The 16,714-nt window shown below is 58.9% G+C and carries 13 protein-coding genes; 8 read left to right on the top strand and 5 right to left on the bottom strand.

What is annotated here, in order from left to right:
- The first annotated feature begins 29 nt into the window (after positions 1-29).
- From ACFSJC_RS15315 to ACFSJC_RS15280, 8 genes are all read left to right on the top strand, one after another.
- The gene (locus ACFSJC_RS15315) at positions 30-317 is read left to right on the top strand and encodes a hypothetical protein (protein WP_386027939.1); all 288 of its coding nucleotides are present in this window, start codon (positions 30-32) and stop codon (positions 315-317) included.
- The gene (locus ACFSJC_RS15310) at positions 318-1,379 is read left to right on the top strand and encodes a glycosyltransferase family 2 protein (protein WP_386027938.1); all 1,062 of its coding nucleotides are present in this window, start codon (positions 318-320) and stop codon (positions 1,377-1,379) included.
- Between the two features lie 46 nt (positions 1,380-1,425).
- A complete protein-coding gene (locus tag ACFSJC_RS15305) occupies positions 1,426-2,343 on the top strand; it encodes an ABC transporter permease (protein ID WP_386027937.1) in 918 nt (305 codons plus the stop codon).
- Between the two features lie 32 nt (positions 2,344-2,375).
- Positions 2,376-3,467: a sulfotransferase family protein gene (locus ACFSJC_RS15300; RefSeq protein ID WP_386027935.1), complete on the top strand. Its 1,092-nt coding sequence runs from the start codon at positions 2,376-2,378 to the stop codon at positions 3,465-3,467.
- Positions 3,464-6,925: a glycosyltransferase gene (locus ACFSJC_RS15295; protein ID WP_386027933.1), complete on the top strand. Its 3,462-nt coding sequence runs from the start codon at positions 3,464-3,466 to the stop codon at positions 6,923-6,925. Before ACFSJC_RS15300 ends, ACFSJC_RS15295 begins: the two co-directional genes overlap by 4 nt.
- Positions 6,926-6,950: 25 nt before the next feature.
- Positions 6,951-8,798, top strand: a complete 1,848-nt coding sequence (gene asnB, locus ACFSJC_RS15290) for an asparagine synthase (glutamine-hydrolyzing) (protein WP_386027931.1) — start codon at positions 6,951-6,953, stop codon at positions 8,796-8,798.
- A gap of 170 nt (positions 8,799-8,968) precedes the next feature.
- On the top strand, positions 8,969-9,172 hold the full coding sequence (locus ACFSJC_RS15285) for a hypothetical protein (RefSeq protein WP_386027929.1): 204 nt from the start codon (positions 8,969-8,971) through the stop codon (positions 9,170-9,172).
- Positions 9,173-9,665: 493 nt separating this feature from the next.
- Complete coding sequence (locus ACFSJC_RS15280; protein WP_386027928.1) at positions 9,666-11,942, top strand: S8 family serine peptidase; 2,277 nt, start codon at positions 9,666-9,668, stop codon at positions 11,940-11,942.
- Here the strand turns inward: ACFSJC_RS15280 and ACFSJC_RS15275 are convergent.
- From ACFSJC_RS15275 to ACFSJC_RS15255, 5 genes are all read right to left on the bottom strand, one after another.
- A complete protein-coding gene (locus ACFSJC_RS15275) occupies positions 11,939-12,802 on the bottom strand; it encodes a sulfotransferase family protein (RefSeq protein WP_386027926.1) in 864 nt (287 codons plus the stop codon). The two genes, ACFSJC_RS15280 and ACFSJC_RS15275, sit on opposite strands and share 4 nt — an antisense overlap.
- Positions 12,799-13,659, bottom strand: coding sequence for a sulfotransferase family protein (locus ACFSJC_RS15270; RefSeq protein WP_386027924.1), 861 nt, complete (start codon positions 13,657-13,659; stop codon positions 12,799-12,801). Before ACFSJC_RS15270 ends, ACFSJC_RS15275 begins: the two co-directional genes overlap by 4 nt.
- The gene (locus tag ACFSJC_RS15265; RefSeq protein WP_386027923.1) at positions 13,656-14,462 is read right to left on the bottom strand and encodes a glycosyltransferase family A protein; all 807 of its coding nucleotides are present in this window, start codon (positions 14,460-14,462) and stop codon (positions 13,656-13,658) included. The genes ACFSJC_RS15270 and ACFSJC_RS15265 overlap by 4 nt, the downstream gene beginning before the upstream one ends.
- On the bottom strand, positions 14,431-15,744 hold the full coding sequence (locus tag ACFSJC_RS15260) for an ABC transporter ATP-binding protein (RefSeq protein ID WP_386027921.1): 1,314 nt from the start codon (positions 15,742-15,744) through the stop codon (positions 14,431-14,433). The genes ACFSJC_RS15265 and ACFSJC_RS15260 overlap by 32 nt, the downstream gene beginning before the upstream one ends.
- A gap of 701 nt (positions 15,745-16,445) precedes the next feature.
- On the bottom strand, positions 16,446-16,714 hold a 269-nt coding region (locus tag ACFSJC_RS15255), incomplete at its 5' end, for a hypothetical protein (RefSeq protein ID WP_386027920.1).

Raw genomic sequence — 16,714 nt, 5'->3', positions numbered from 1 at the left:
GAGATCCGCTTTTCGTTTGCGGCTCGCTAATGCTTGATCTTTCTTTTCTGGACAAAGGGTTGCTTGATGGGGCGGGCTTGAACTTATGCTCGATTCGGTATGATCGCTCAATGCTATTGGCTGTTTTGAGCGCGGTTTATCCTTTGCTTATCGCGATGCGGACGAGTCTGCTTGATGTATTGCGGCGTCTGGATTTTGCATTCGTGATGCTCGGGTTGCTTGTCGTCAATGCTTGGTTTGGCTGGCGGGCATCGGAAGCTGCAAATATGCTCGCTCGAACGGATGTCGCTTGCTGCGCTGCGATTGAGTTGCGATAAATGGCTGTTTCGTCTGATGCATCCGATGTCACGGTTATTTTGATTAATTATCGGACACCGGAAATCACCATCCGTTGTCTTCGGTCTTTGCTCTGTTTGAATTCGCCCCCTGGCGGAGTGCTGGTGCTCGATAATGCGCCGCGTGATACCAGTCTTCAAGAGCAAATTTCTGGCATAGACGTCCCTTTGATTGCTTCAGTCGATTGCATCGTTTCGCCTGAGAATCTTGGCTTTGCCGGTGGGTGTAATCTTGCGATCGAGCGCGCCTTGGTTAATTCGCGCTGTCGTTACATTCTGCTTCTAAATAATGATGCAGTTGCGCTGCAATCGCTAATCCCCGCGCTCAAGGCGACCCTCGATTCCTCTCCAAAGGCTGGAATGGTCGGTGGGCGCATGCATGCCACGGATGATCCTGATGCTATCGATACGCTTGGGATTGCGTTGCATATCAGTCTGATGCCAGCGAATCGTATCAGGAAAGAAGATCGGTTTTTCGGCCCGACAGGCGGATGCTGTCTGATGACACGCGAATTCCTGGGTGATATTCGTACAACTTACGGCTACGTCTTTGATAAGCGCTTCTTCTGTTATTGTGAGGATACCGATCTCGCTTGGCGCGCCAATCTTCTCGGTTATCGGTCCGTCTATGTTGATGAGCTTGTCGCATTGCATCAGGGGCAAGCGAGTACGGGGAAAGGCTATAACGCCTTTATCGCCTATCATGGCTTGCGCAATGTCATCTGGATGCATGTGAAACTATTGCCGATGCGGTTGTTGCTGCGGTATGGTGCGTGGTTGCTGCTTGCTCATATGCTGCTCATCATGCGTCATCTGCTGGCTGGTCATCCTGGGGTAGTGTTTCGAGCGTATAGCGATGCCGCAAAAAGGTTTCCTGAATTGCTACTTGAGCGGCGCATGCTGAAGCCCTTGCGCGCACAAGGTGCGGGGGCGATTTCAGCACGTTTGTCATCAAGCTTTTACCAATCCGGCTATGCGCGGGTCGTTCTTGCTCAACTCGGTTCGATGTACCGGCAGCTCTTCGCTCGGCAGAGCGTTTCATAGTTGGTTTCCTGTCGTTAGGGCGGATGTCTTTATTAAGATATAATGATTGCTGCTATCCAACGCGCTTTTCGCGATTGAATATCCTTTTCATGCCTTTCGATTTTCGCCAATACTTTCGATGACAATCTCCAATGCGACGGCCTTGGGTCGTTCACATGGAGCCTCCTTACGGAGGCTTCTCGGGTCGCTTTTTACGTACCGCCAATTGATCTTCGAGCTGACTCGGCGTGAGATTGCTTCGCGCTACCGAGGCTCGTTCATGGGCCTTGCTTGGTCGTTAATTCACCCTCTTCTGATGCTTGTCGTCTATACGTTTGTATTCTCTTATATTTTCGAGTCTCGGTGGGGGCTGGCGAACGAATCGCGAGTCGATTTTGCGATTGTGCTCTTTGTTGGCATGATCGTTCACGGTTTTTTCGCTGACTGTCTGAATCGTGCTCCCATGCTGATTCTTTATAATGTCAATTACGTTAAGAAGGTCATATTTCCGCTCGAAATACTTCCTTGGGTAGTGATCGGTAGTACGCTATTCCATTCGCTTGTCAGTGTTTTGGCATTGCTCATCGTTCAGTTTTTTCTGAAAGGTGCATTGCCTGTGACGGCGTTTCTTTTTCCGCTCTTGCTGATGCCGTTAATATTTGCTACTGCTGGAATCGCATGGATATTGGCCTCGCTTGGAACCTTTGTGCGCGATGTCGGTCAATCGATCGGGATCATCACAACGATTCTCATGTTTTTATCTCCAGTTTTCTACCCGGTCGCACGCTTGCCCGAGCGTTTGCAGTTCTGGATGCAGCTCAATCCTCTGGCTTTCATGATCGAGGAGGGGCGCAAGGTTCTCGTTTTCGGAACTTTTCCTGACGTCATTCCATGGCTTTTCTATCTTGTTGCTGGGTTTGGTCTCGCCTGGGTCGGCTTCTGGTGGTTTCAAATGACGCGTGACGGCTTTGCTGATGTTCTCTGATCCGACGGTCTGATTTGGTTTGGTGTTTTTTAATGAGTTTGGATATGTCAGGGAAGCATTGCGTTTTCGTTATCGGCATGCATCGCAGCGGAACGAGTGCCGTGGCCGAGGTGCTGTCCGGTTTTGGTCTTCATTTTGGTCGTGACTTGCTTGGTGCTAATGAATGGAATCCTCATGGCCATTTCGAATCGCTACCGTTTGTACGGCTCAATGATACGCTGCTTGCTGCGGGTGATGCGCATTGGCATACGCTGTTTCCATCCCTTCCAGACCTTGAGTCTATGCTGGATCGTTTCCGTGCGCAGGCACTGAAGGTACTTGAAGAGGATTTCGGTGGTGAGTCTGTCATTGCGGTCAAGGATCCGCGTCTCTGTCGCCTGCTTCCTTTCTGGAGAGCAGTGCTCGAAGAGGCCGAGTATCGACTGAGCTATCTTCTCGTGGTACGCCATCCGTATGCCTGCGCCGAATCTCTCTTGCGTCGTGACCGGTTTGAAAACCTTAAGTCCTATTGGCTTTGGGGCTCGTATCTGCTCGAAGCTCTGCAGGCGGTAGATCCGTCGGCATCTTTTTTGGTGCATTACGAGACACTCATCGATGATCCTGCGAGAGAGCAGGAGAGGATCCGCACTTGGCTTGGCGATCAGGTTGGTTTATTAACCCTCCCGGCCGGTTCTGTCGAATCCCAGACTGTCGATTCGGCTCTTTCGCATGCCTCTTGTTCGGCGTTGGATTTCCAACTACCGCATTTCGTTGCGCGTCTTTATCAATGTCTTCAGCTTCCCGATCCTTTCTTGAATATTGAGGCTTGGCTGCCGGACCTGTTGGCCCTAGCGAATTCCGATCAGCAGGAGGACCTTCCACGCCTACTCGCTTTAGTTGAGCGTGAGGTCGAGCGCAAGGATCGGATGGTCGCTCACTATGAGCAAGAGACCGCCAATGCGCAAAATGAGATTGAAGAGCTGGTCGCCGAAATCGCTCATGCGCGTCACACCATCGATGGGTTGGTCGCGGAAATCGATCGGGCACGCGAGGCCCATGCGGAGCGTGATCGGCGTGAGGCAGACTTTCTCGCTAGAATCCGCGAGCTCGAATGTGAGTCCGCTCACGGAAATAGGTATCCATGACCCAAACGCTCCAGCACCAGTTGAAACTCTTTCTCGATACACCGCGCTATCGACTATCACTCACGACAGAGCTCTGCATCTCCGGTTGGTGTTTTCATGCCCAAGAGCGGATCTCTGCGCTTTACATCGATGTTGGTGGGCAGAGCGTCAGGTGCCAGTATGGGCATCGGCGTGATGACGTTCGATCCGTCTACCCGGACATGGATCATTCGCTGGAGAGCGGATTCGTTGCCTATGTTCGCCTTCCCGCTGGGCGTTATCCGCTGTGCTTTCGTGTTCTTCTAGAGGATGATGAGCGCACTGTTCCCATCAAGCTTGTATCCAGTATCTATCACCTGCCCTTGGTGCCACCGTATAGGCAGGTTGCGAGACGGTTCAAGACGCTGTTTCGCTTCCCCGGTTTTGCGCTGAAGTCCGCCCGTGAATGGTATTTCAACCACCGACGTCTGCCACGGATCGGTGAATTTGTTCCGCTGGTGCGTTTGGCCCTGAATGTGCACGCACAGAGAGCTCTGGAGGACGAGGGGCTCGAGCCCCCACCGGGTTTCTCTCGGCCCGAGCGGTGCGATTCCTATCAGCGCTGGATCGAACTCGATCGCCTCACTGAAATGGACATTCTGCATTATCGTGATCTGTTAGATGCTGATGATCGCCGCTGGCCGCTACTTTCGGTTGTCATGCCTGTCTATGATCCGCCGAGAGAGTATTTCGAGGCTGCGATTTCATCGGTTCGCAGCCAGATTTATCCGCATTGGGAACTCTGTATCGCCGATGATTGCAGTCCTCAGCCTTGGTTGCGCGAGCGTCTGTCCGAGCTTGCCGGTGAGGATTCGCGGATCCGTTGGCTTGCACGCTCCGAAAACGGTCATATCAGTCGTTGCACGAACAGCGCAGTCGAACTCGCACGTGGTACCCATCTCTGCCTGTTCGATCAGGACGATCTGCTGACGCCTGATGCGCTGATGGAAGTCGCGCTCGCGCTGGTGTCCGATCCTGAGACCGATCTGCTCTATTCCGACGATGACAAGATCAGTTGCGACGGGCGTCGATACGATCCGCAGTTCAAGCCCGATTGGAATCCCGAGCTATTGCTGGCCTACATGTACTTCAGCCATCTGTTCGTGATCCGTCGAGAGTTGTTCCTGTCCCTTGGTGGCTTGCGCCCGGAGTTCGATGGTTCGCAGGACTATGATCTGGCGTTGCGTGCCAGCGAGCGGGCGCGACACATCGTGCATATCCCGCGTATCCTCTATCACTGGCGTTGCCTGCCAGGTTCCACGGCGAGCAGCGGCAACGCCAAGCCTGCCAGCTTCGAAGCAGGAAGAACGGCTATTCAAGAGGCGTTCGCCCGACGTGGTATCGATGTCAGCGTCTTTCGTCCCGAATGGGCCAGGCGCGGTGGTCTAGGCATCTTCTGGCATGACTTCCCGCATCGCGGGCCGACCGTCGCCGTTCTTATCCCCAGTCGCAACAATTGGCGCCAGCTCAAGCATTGTCTCGATTCGCTCGCGCGCACCACCTATCGCGACCACGAGATCTTCGTTATCGACAATGGAAGCGACGATCCAGAGACGCTCGGGTATCTCGCCAGTCTCTCAACCCCCGTCTTGACCATTCCGAATGGCCCGCGCGGTTTCAGCTTCGCCGCAATCAACAACGCGGCGGTTCGTCAGGTGTCGGCCGAGTATCTACTGTTTCTCAACGACGATACCGAGGTCATAGAGCCTCAATGGCTCAGCCGCATGGTGGGTTATGCGCGGATCCAGGGTGTCGGGGCCGTAGGAGCCCGCTTGATCTTCCCCAACGACACCATCCAGCATGCTGGGATCGTGCATGGCTATTACGGTGGCTTGGCTGGTCCTGCATTCAAAGGCAATCCGGACTGGCACGGCGGCTATCTCTCCTACTCCCTCGTCTCTCGCGATTATTCAGCGGTCACTGCTGCGTGCCTTCTCACGCCAAAGGCGTTGTTCGAGCAGTTCGGGGGATTCGATGAGGATCAGTTTGCTGTGGCCTACAACGATGTCGATTACTGTCATCGTCTGGTCGCCGCCGGCTATCGCTGCGTCTATGCCGCAGGAGCGGAACTCGTTCACTACGAGGGGTTCAGTCGAGGCTCCGGGGACGATCCCGCCGAGGTTCTAGCGTTCCGCGAGCGCTATCGTGGCTATCGCGATCCCTACTACAGTCCGCATCTTTCGTTGGCCGATGAGCACTTTCAGATCGCTGCCCGCCGTCTCCCGCGCCGCTCGATCGCCGCGCCCGTGCGTGCCATCATGTGTGCCTTCACCCTCAATCATGAGGGCGCGCCCTACAGTCAATACGAGATGACGTTGGCCTTGGCGCGTCAGGGCGTGATCGAGCCGATCGTCTATTCTCCGACCGATGGCCCCCTTCGCCCACTATACGAGCAGGCAGGCATCGAGGTCGTGATTGCTCCCCACCCCATGCTCGGCGTATTCGACCTCGACGCCTACGAGATTGCGATTGCGCGTTTTGCGAGCTGGATCGACTCGCGTGCGGTCGATCTCGTCTACGGCAATACCTTGCAGACTTTTTATGCGATCGCCGCCGCGCGTCGCTTGGGCAAGCCCAGTCTTTGGAATATCCGCGAGAGCGAACCTTGGCAGACCTATTTCAGTTTCCTCGCTCCTCCCATTGCCGCGCGAGCGCTTGAATGTTTTGCGGATCCCTATCGTGTCATCTTCGTGGCCGATGCGACTCGCCGTCAGTTTGAACCATTGAACAGCCAGAACAATTTTTCCGTCATCCATAACGGCCTCAATCTCGCCCGGTTCGATGGCAATCTGGCACCAGAGCAGCGAGCGGACGCGCGCCGCGAGCTCGAAGTCGGAGACGGGGATTTCGTCGTCCTCGTTCTGGGGACCGTGAGCGAACGCAAGGGGCAGCTGGACCTGGTTGAGGCATGTGGGCACCTACCTGCGTCACTTCAGCGTCGATTACGCGTATTCATCGTCGGCGACCGTCAAGGGGAGTACAGCAGTCGGGTGCATCAGGCTCACGCCGCTTTGCCGGCATTGCTGCGCGAGCGCGTCCATATCGTTCCGGAGACCGGTCGTGCGGCCCTCTATTACGCTGCCTCAGACTGCTTCGTTTGTACCTCCCGCATCGAAAGCTATCCGAGGGTCATCCTCGAAGCCATGCTGTTCGGTCTCCCGATCATCAGCACCCCGGCGTTTGGCATCGTCGAGCAGGTCAGGCAAGGCATCAATGCGGATATCTACTCGCCTGGTGACGCCCGTCAGCTCGCCGAGCGTCTAGGGTTCCTCATGACCGATCCCGAGCGCGTGGAACGCTATCGGCGCAATGCTCCGCTCGTGCTGCGCTCGCTCACGCAGTTCGACGAAATGGTTGCTGCCTATGCCTCGCTTTTCCGCGAGGCGGGCGAACTCGATGCCGTGGTATCCCCATCGACATCGCAATCGACAGTTTCCTGACTAACGGCTCCGGGGTATCCCAGTCATGTGTGGAGTCTACGGACTTATCGGTTACCCGTCCGCTTGGGGCGAGCGCATCCTCACCGCGATGGGCGAGCAGATCCGCCCGCGTGGTCCTCATGGTGAGGGGCGTTATCTGGAGCCGGGTGTGGCGATGGGGATGCGTCGTCTCTCGATCATTGACCTCGAACATGGCTGGCAGCCGCTCAAGGCACGCGACGGCCGTATCATCTGTTTCCAGAATGGTGAGATCTACAACCACCGCATCCTCAGACGTGAGCTGGAAGCCTGCGGCGCCGTTTTTCGCACGGCCAGCGATACCGAGGTTTTGGCGCATGGCTACGATCGTTGGGGTGCGGACGGATTGCTCGCCCGTATCGACGGCATGTACGCCTTCGCCATTCTTGACCGGGACCGGCGCGAGCTGATTCTGGCTCGCGATCGCTTCGGCGAAAAGCCGCTCTATTACAGCGTCATCGGAGATCGCTTCGCCTACAGCTCGGACCTGCGCACCCTCGCCGCCTTACCGGGGTGCGACACCTCGATCGATGCGTTGGCGCTCGAGCGCTATCTGGCCCTGCACTTCTCGCCTGGTCGACAGACCATCTTCGCCGGGATTCAGCGGCTCCTTCCGGGAGAGCTTCTGCGGGTTTCGCTGATGGCGCCAGGCGCTCCAGAGCGCCATCGCTATTTCGTCCAATCGCTCGGCTCCAGTCGGCGACGCTCGGACGACGAGTTGGCCGAGCTCGTGGAGCAGGCCGTGAACAGCCGCTTGATTGCGGATGTTCCCGTCGGAGTCTTCCTCTCGGGCGGGCTCGACAGCTCGGTTGTCGCCGCACTTGCCGCCCATGCGCAGCCTGCCATCGCCACCTTTTCAATGGGGTTCGCCAGCGCCCGCTATGACGAGAGCGAGCACGCCCGTGCCGTTGCCGTTCACATTGGGGCGACCCATCATCACTTCGAATTTGGCGGCGACGATTTTTGTTCGCTTTTACCTCGGGTTGCCGCCGCGCTCGATGAACCGGTTGGCGATCAGGCCATGCTTCCACTCTATTGGCTCTGCCGCGAGGCCGCTCGGCATGTCTCCGTCGTGCTGGCGGGCGAGGGCGCCGATGAGATCTTCGCCGGTTACGGTTACTACCGGCCTTTCTCCGCCAGTCCCGGTCTGCGCGGTTACCTGCAGCGTTTGCGTGCGGGCACCGCCCGCTCTCCGCGTCTTGCGCGCCTCATCGATAATTCCCAGCCCTCTTCTCCCGCAGGCTTCCCGTTGCTGACCGATATCCCCGGGCGTGCGGCGTTGCTCGCAGTGAATCATGCCGAGGATTCCCCTGATGATTGGGAACAGGGATTGCTCACCTGGCTGGATACCGCCGCCGATCCCTTGCAGCGTGCCAGTGCCGCCGATCTCGCAACCTGGCTTCCAGACGATCTCCTCGTGAAATTCGACCGCATGGCCATGGCCCACAGCCTCGAAGGTCGGGCCCCATTCCTTGCGCCGGAATTGGTCGATGCGGCCTTGCATCTACCAACTCGGCAGCGCCTGTGCAACGGTGCAAGCAAGGTTGCGCTGCGTCGTGTCGCCCGCCGCTGGCTACCGCATTCGATCCTTGATCGACCCAAGCAGGGATTCGTTTTACCCATGCGGCAATGGCTCGGCGATTGGCTCGAGCGTCATGACGGCGCAGCGTCTTATCTCGCCGAGCGTGAGTTTCCTGGGTTCGACATGGGGGCGCTCACCCGGCTGCTCGTCACCGAGCAGGCCGAGTCCATTCCGCGAGAGCGTCTCGTTTTCGCCCTCGTTCTGTTGCTTGAGTGGTATGGAGGCGTCTTGGAGAGCATCGTGGCTTTACGCGATGCCTACGGCTCCGATTGATGTTCAACGGCCGGATTGGCGGCGCGCTCGCAACCTCATTTGGCGAGTACGCCATTAGAGCGGTTCCTCGGCGGCGACCAATAGGATCCTCATCACAGCCGCTCACGTCGCCGAGGATGACATCCGCAAGGTCAACGCCTATTTCCTTGGGGGACTTGACACCTAATTGCGTGGAATCGCTGATCCTCGGCAGCATCCGTCCACGCGGTCTCGTCAACGCCGTGCTCAACGATTTGGCGATCATGCCCAAGGCCGATGGAACCTATGGTCAGCCGAACGGTTGGCTGGGCGGTCCAGGCGGTGGGTTGCTGACCGAGATCCAGGTCCTTGACTACAAAGCCCGAATCGAGTCGCTTGCATCGAATGCGCTGTAAAGATTGTTGGAGCCAGTTGAGCTAGGCTTAGTGACACGCCTCGGCAGATACCTCGTGCCGGAGGCGCTTGCTTCGTCACCATTCGGTGGATAATGATGCCTAAAGCGTTCGGCGATTCGGATGAATCGTTCGTGGTCTGTCTGGCCAGCTCTCCGATTCAAACGAGTCAGGTTCTGGTTGCAGACAGGTCTGGGTCGCTCAATGCTGCAATGCTCGATTTTGCCTTGAGCGTTGGGCGCTTGGCGTCGGGTTGGTGCGCATGGTTCAGAACCCTTCGGAGAATACCGTGAAGTTTCGATCGAAATTGAGCAAATTCGTTCTGCTGGCTGGATTGCTTGCGGTTCTTCCCTTCGGGGCGATGCGATTGGAGGCAGGCCCCACAACCGTCACAACTGGTTCACCGGGTGTCGCCAACACCTCGATTACGGCGGCTCAAGGTTTCAGTAGATCGACATTGTCGGCGCTGAATGCCGGAGAGCCGGTCGATTTGATCGTGGAATACTACGATCAAGCTCGGATTGCCGGAGCGGACGATCAGGAGGTCGAGGCAACGCGCCGTCTTCAAAAGGAAGACGTCTTGTACGGGGCGCAGGCCTTAGGGGTCGAGGAGGTTCGCGACTACAGCCAGCTGCCGATGAATGTGCTCCGTGTCCAGTCGCTGGAGGCGGTGGACGCGCTACGCACGGATCCGCGCGTCAAGGCGGTGCATGAGAACGGGGCCAACTATCTTCAACTCAACGAAAGCCTGCCCCTGATCGATCAGCCGGAAGGCGAAGCCCTTGGCGCGGACGGTGCCGGAACCACGGTAGCCGTTCTGGATACTGGAGCCGACTATACCCGTTCCGCCTTCGGGTCCTGCTCAAGTCCGGGCGGCTCATGCAAGATCGTGGTCGCGATGGATTTCGCACCTGACGATGGCAGCTTGGACGATGATGATCATGGGACCAACGTTTCAGCGATCGTACTTGGCGTGGCGCCCCAGGCGAAGGTGGCCGCGCTGGATGTCTTCCGGCAAGTTTCAGGTGGTTTGACCGCTTACGACACCGACATTTTAAGCGCGTTGAATTGGGTGCTCGCCAATCGGGCGACCTATAACATCGTCGCGGTGAACATGAGCCTGGGCGGCAGTACCATGTTCTCGTCTCCCTGCGCCTCTTCTTCCTACTCCTCTGTCATCGCCAGTCTGAAATCCGCCGGTATCCTCACCGCGATCGCCTCCGGTAACTCCGGCTATAAGAGTGGTATCGCAAGCCCCGCCTGCACCCCGGGCGCCGTTTCTGTGGGCGCTGTCTATGACTCCGATGTGGGAGGCCCTTGGACATGGGGTGGTGGTACCTGTACCGACTCCTCGACGGCGGCCGATCAGGTCACCTGCTTCTCCAACTCGGCGAGCTACCTCAGTCTTTTAGCGCCCGGGGCCATGATCGTCGCGGCCGGCATCGAGCAGGGAGGGACCTCTCAGGCATCGCCTCATGTCGCCGGTGCCGCCGCCGCCCTGAAGGCCTACTGTAGCTCGGCGAACCCGGACAACATCCTTTCTGCCTTGCAGACCAGCGGAAAGCCGGTGACGGACAGCCGTAACGGCATCACCAAGCCCCGGATCGATCTCGATGCCGCAGCCAACTCTCTTGCCGCGACACTGGGTGACTGCACCGGAGGTGGAGTTACCGACTCCTATGTGCTCAGCGTCTCCAAGGTCGGCAGTGGCACCGTGACCAGCTCGCCGAGCGGCATCAGCTGTGGTTCGACCTGTTCGGCCAGTTTCTCCAGTGGTACGGCCGTCACGCTCGCCGCAACGCCGAGCAGCGGATATTCGTTTAGCGGTTGGGGTGGAGCCTGCAGTGGAACCGGAAGCTGCCTCGTTACCATGAATGCCGCCAAATCGGTAGCCGCCTCCTTCACCGCGAGCGGTTCGACGCTGCCGGATCTGGTCGTGACCACCGTTACCGCTCCCGCCAGCGGTGAGCCTGGTGGAACCCTATCCGTCACCGCAAGCGTGCGGAATCAGGGGACGGCAACCTCTGGGTCCTTCTGGTTCGGATACCTGTTCTCCACCGATAGCCGCATCACCGGCTCCGATGTCGACGCCAATTGGGGTTGCGCGGTCTCGTCCTTGACGCCCGGTTCCACCTATACATGCTATGGCGATCTGCCGATTCCAAGCACGCTGGCTGCGGGTACCTACTACGTCGGTGCTTACGGTGATCTTGATAGCGAGGTGGCCGAGAGCAATGAAGTCAACAACGGACTGGCGGCCTCCAATTCCACCGTGATCGGTTCGACCTCGCACGACGCTGGGGACTACTACCGCAAGGTGAACGCCTATTTTCTCGGCGTGCTTGGTCGGTCGGCAACGGCGCAGGAACTTGCGGATTGGGGCGATGTGCTGCTCGACTACAACGGGAGCGTTTGGAAGCCAGCCGGAATCGGTCTGCAGCTCTATTTGAGTTCGCTCAAGTCCTGGGGCGCCGATGCACCCGCTTGGGACGACGCCGATTTGATGGTCCGTCTGGTGCTGGGTAACCTGTTCGGCTCCTATACCGACATCCACAGCGCGATCCGAGGCTATTACGTTGAAGGTCTCGTGTATGGCTATGTCAAACCGAAAGGACTGGTCAATGCCGTCCTCAACGATCTGGCGATCATGCCTCGGGCCGACGGAACCTACGGCCAGCCAAATGGTTGGCAGGGCGGTCCTGGCACCGGGTTGCTGACCGCGTCTCAGATCGCTGCCTACAAGGCGTTGGTGGAGTCGCTTGCGACCAACTAGGGGCGATTGTCTTTGGAGCCCCTCTCCCCATGGGGAAAGGGGCTTGGGGAGAGGGGGGCGGTTGGCCGAGCGAAGTCGCTCAATGCTGAGTAGAGTGCTCCAACCTCCCGCCTGATCGCATTCTGGATCTCCATGTCCAGCTCGCGTCCCCCGCGCCCGATACTTTCCGCATGAATGTCATGCGTCTTGTCGATCTTGGGGTCCTCCAGTCCACGCCCTCGCTCCGGTGCGTTGAATGCGTCCAGTAGTGATCGGTCGGGCTCCAGGCCAAGCCAGGCCAACAACTCCTTCATGATCGCCTTTGGCTGCTCCGCGATCGATTCGTAATGCAGGCAGTAGAAGCGCTCCGGGGCCTTGGCGGCAAAATGCAGTGCGGCCTCTCCGTTGAGGCGGTATTGCCCCAGTTGATTCGCCAGTACAGGTGAAAGGCTCTTTTCGAAGCGCATCTCGCGCAGCGAGGCGAAGACATCCAACGGTTCGCGCAACACATGCACATAGACGAACCCCTCGCCCAGTACCTGCTCCCACTGGGGCAGATAGCGCGCGTTCTCCGGTTCCTTGTCGGCCCAGCGCCGTTTCCCCAGGCGCTGTGCCGACGCCTCGCGCAGCGAGACATAGGCGCGTCCGAGCAGCGCGATCCGTTCCGTTTCGCTCAATGGCAGCACGCGGCAGGCGTTGAAAAAGCGCAGATGGCCGTAAGGGTCGTCGGCATACTCGCCCAGCACATCGCGGAAGAATTTGAGCTCCGAAGGGCAATGGACCGCCGGATGGGCGTCGAGTAGCCGGCGCAACAGCGTGGTCCCAGAACGATAGAAACCGCCCAGGATGATGGGGGCATTCTCCAATGCGATGGTGCTCATGCTAGCCTGTAACCGAGCGAGTCGAGCAGGTCGCCCGCCTCGCGCTCGAACAGCGCCACCTCACCCCGGGTCAGGCCGGTTCGCCACTTGCCCGACTGGGCCGGATCCGGCGGCCGCGAGGTATTCGCGTGGATGCTCAGTCGCCGCTCGCGCGGCACTGCCACCTGCCCCTCTGTATCGCGGCGGTCGCCCATCTCGCCGAGTCGTTCGGTCGCGCGCCTCGGATAGTTCAGCATCTCCGGCTCGAATGGCAGTTCCAGAAAATCGCAAACCGTTCCCAACCAGTGCTCCGGCTCGCGAACCAGATCCTCGAAGCGGAGTTCCAAATAGCGCCCGGAATCCAGGGTTTCGGCCTGCGAGCGCGCGGTTAGGATGCGCCCGCGCCACAGGCGCGCCGCCGCGACCAGATCGTCGCCAGGTCCGAACCACTTGTTCCGGTAGGAAAGCGCCACGTCTCGGCCGTCGCGCAGCAGATGCACGAAGCGCGCCTCGGGCAGCAAGGCGCCGATCGCTGCGACCTGCTCGACGTAGGTCGGCGTCTTATCGCCCCAGCGCGGCTTGCGCTGGGTCGCGGCATAGCTGCCGAAGAAGAGCCGGATGGCTTCGGTCAGAGAAAAGGGTTGCAACGCGATCAGCCGCTCCTCGAATGTCGTCCCAGCGAGATCGAAATCGCCCCAGTTCGGCATCGTCCGCAGCCGTGCCAGGCAATCGGCCCCATCGCGCGGCGCATCCTGAAGCAGAAAGGGAATGAAATGGGTCTCCGCCGGGATCGCCAGCATCGAATGCGCGTCCAGCATCAGCCGCAACAGAGTCGTCCCGGAGCGTCCCATTCCGATGATGAAGGGTGCCGGGGTCATGGCTGTTCTCCACCAAGAAAGGGATGGCTGGTCCAGACCCGGTCCGTTTGCCATCCATCCGCATCCGGTCGTATCAGATCCTCGATGTTCGGCAGCCATGCCTCTCCCTCGTCGAAGCAGGCCCGCTTGCCGTGCCAGCCCAGCTCCTGCACCTCGTAGTCCGAATAACGCCGGCTGTGGCGGTATTTGTCCACCAGGTGGTTCCAGCTCAGGAAGGGGTAATGGCGCAGGATCAGGCGCTCCGGGCTCAGTCGTCTGCCGGCGAACTCTGCCCGATGCCCGCCCGAGCTGACCAGGTCCACCGACTGTCCCCGCGCCTTCCAGGCATTCACCCGGTGCTCCGGGTGTGGCTGGAAGTAATAGGCGTGGGGCAGGGCGGTCACATAATCCGCTCCGCGAGCGTCCAGGTCGCGCCCTGTCGGCAGGAAGACGAACTCGCGGAAATCGATTGCATCGAACCCCGCCGCGTCCGCCGCCGCGATCGCCTCGGACAGCGTCTGTCCGGGAATCGGCGACTGACGAATTTCGTCCGCGTCGTGATGTATGAACCAATCGGCATCCAATTCGGTAGCCAATTGCTCCTTGCGTCGCAGGATGCCCTGCCAGTCGTAGTAGCCGGGATAGGGCAGGCGTTCGACGCCAAGCACGCCCCGCCCCAGAAAGGATCGCGCGATCTCGAGGCTGTCGTCGGTCGAGTCGTTGTCCATCACCAGGGTCTCGATCCCCTGGTCCGCGAGATGGGTCAGACAGTGCTCCAGGTAGAGCGCCTCGTTACGCAGCGCTAATAGCGCAATGATTCGCATGGTTCACCAATCGCATGCCGGGGTCCGTGATCCCTAGGAACAACCGCTCGTCCCAGGTGCTGCTGAAGGCCAGCGCCGCGACCTGAACGGTCAGCGGCACGAAGACATCCTGACCTACGCGCTCCTCCAGCCGCAGCGAGACGAAATACTCGCCCGGCGCCAGCTGGTTCGTCCAGCGCACCACGGTTCGTCCCGTTTCCTTCTGATGCAGACGAAAGCGCTGTCCGCACAGCTCCAGCAGCTTGGTGTTCTGAATGACGACGGCCAGATGGATGCGGTCCGGTGCGGACTCGGCAAGCGTGAATTCCACCTCAATCTCGATCTCGGTACCGACCTCGAACAGCTCCCGCGTACCCGAGGTCCGGCGAAAGCGTGCGGACTGGAACTCGGCCCGGCTATCGCCGAACGCGGTCGAGCGCGCGTCCGCACCCAGCGCCGCCAGAGGCCGCATCTCGGGGCCTGATCCCAGCCCCGCGCGCTGCTGACAGCGGATGTCATAGAAATACTGGGTCGCAATGGCCTCTGGATCGCCGATTGCCTTCACGCGACCGTGCTCCAGATAGACCGCGCGGTGACAGAAGGTCTTCACCATGCCCATATCGTGCGACACGAACAGGAGCGTGGTACCGCGCTCGCTGAGATCGCGGATGCGCTGCAGACATTTGAATTGGAAGGCCGCGTCGCCTACCGCCAGCGCTTCGTCGACGATCAGAATATCCGGGTCCACGCAGACCGAGACTGCGAACGCAAGGCGCACCACCATGCCGCTCGAATAGTTCTTCACCGGCTGCTCGATGAAGTCGCCGATGTCGGCGAAGGCGGCGATCTCCTCGAAGCGCGCCTCGATCTGGCGTCGCTCCAGACCCAGGATCGCCGCGTTCATGAAGACGTTCTCGCGCCCCGTGAACTCAGGATTGAAGCCGCTGCCCAGCTCCAGCAGGGCGGCGATACGTCCCCGCGTCACCACCTCGCCTTCGGATGGTTGTAACGTTCCTGCAACAAGTTGCAGCAGGGTCGATTTCCCAGAGCCGTTCTGGCCGACAATCCCCAGCGTTTCGCCACGTGCCACGCTCAGTGACAGGTCGCGCAATGCCCAGAAGGGTCGATAAAAGGTTGGGGCGGTCTTGGTCGGGCGCCCGGAGCGCACCCTCAGCCGGTTCATCAGGGCAGTCAGTCCGCCTGCAACCGATTGACGCAGCCGATCCTGCGGCCGTGCGTAGAGTGAATAGAATTTCCCCAGTCCGCGTAGCTCCAATGCCGCAGGCTGGTCTGTTTCTGTCATCGTGAGATTGTGCTCCAAATCGTCATCATGCTCAGCCCACGCCTTTTTAGCGCGGGACAAGCATAGCGCACATCGTCCCCTCGCCGACACAGAGAGGGCCGCCTTCAGCCCGGTCCAGCGGCCAGCGGCCAACGTCCAACTCGTCACGTGCGTCCGGCCGGAGATGTCGAGGTGAAATTGTTTTCAGCTCGGAGATTCAATCGTCATCGCCATCCGAAAACCTGTTTTCCGAATGAAGCCAGTGCAGTCGGGCTCTTGGGCCGGGTCCGCGATTGGTTTTCTCGGCATCGACCTCAATATGCCTTCACTCGCTCCCTAGTGTGCAAACCCTGTGTCGCTGCTGGTTCCAGGCGGAAACTGTTGGTACCGGATGCGGTTGAATCAGGGTTTTGTACTTTCGCTTGACATGAATTAAGCTGTGCTGAACATGAGGCAGCTTTGCTGCTGCAGTGTGGGTTTGATCGGAAGAGTCCTTCACGCTGTTTGAGATTACGCTGGATGAGTCGCGGTTTCTTGTGGCCAGTTGTCTGCAACCAGTTGTAATTCAGCGGGCTTTTCGGAAGCGTCGAGTGTCTGATCGGTTCTCTGCTCGGATACCCCTCTCCACGGGGGTATAGCGGGTTTCGGTGCTGGATATGGCGGCACCGATCCGCTATCTGGGCGGGGCTTGGTTTGGGATCGAGGCGATTACGATGCAAAGTTTACGCCTTGTTGTAAAAAGGAAACGCCCGTTGCGCGGTATGGCTTTTTACCAACATTCTTTGACCTTTCCCCGGAAATAATGTATTAAAAGCGCTGAGTCTACGTCTGGGCTTCATGGCGTTCACCTTCGATAATTTAAGCCGCAGTGCCTGGTTCATCGCGCGAATCTCAACCCTCTTAAGGAGCATGACATGCCAACCGCTGAGCAATACAACGCAAAAGTATCCGCGTACTTCCTGGCCACCCTCGGTCGCCCGGCCAGCGCCTC

Origin of the sequence: Thiorhodococcus fuscus, from assembly GCF_042682685.1 — a bacterium.
GTDB lineage: Bacteria > Pseudomonadota > Gammaproteobacteria > Chromatiales > Chromatiaceae > Imhoffiella > Imhoffiella fuscus.
Note: the sequence above shows the minus strand (reverse complement) of the source record. Positions and strands in the feature narration are given on the sequence as shown.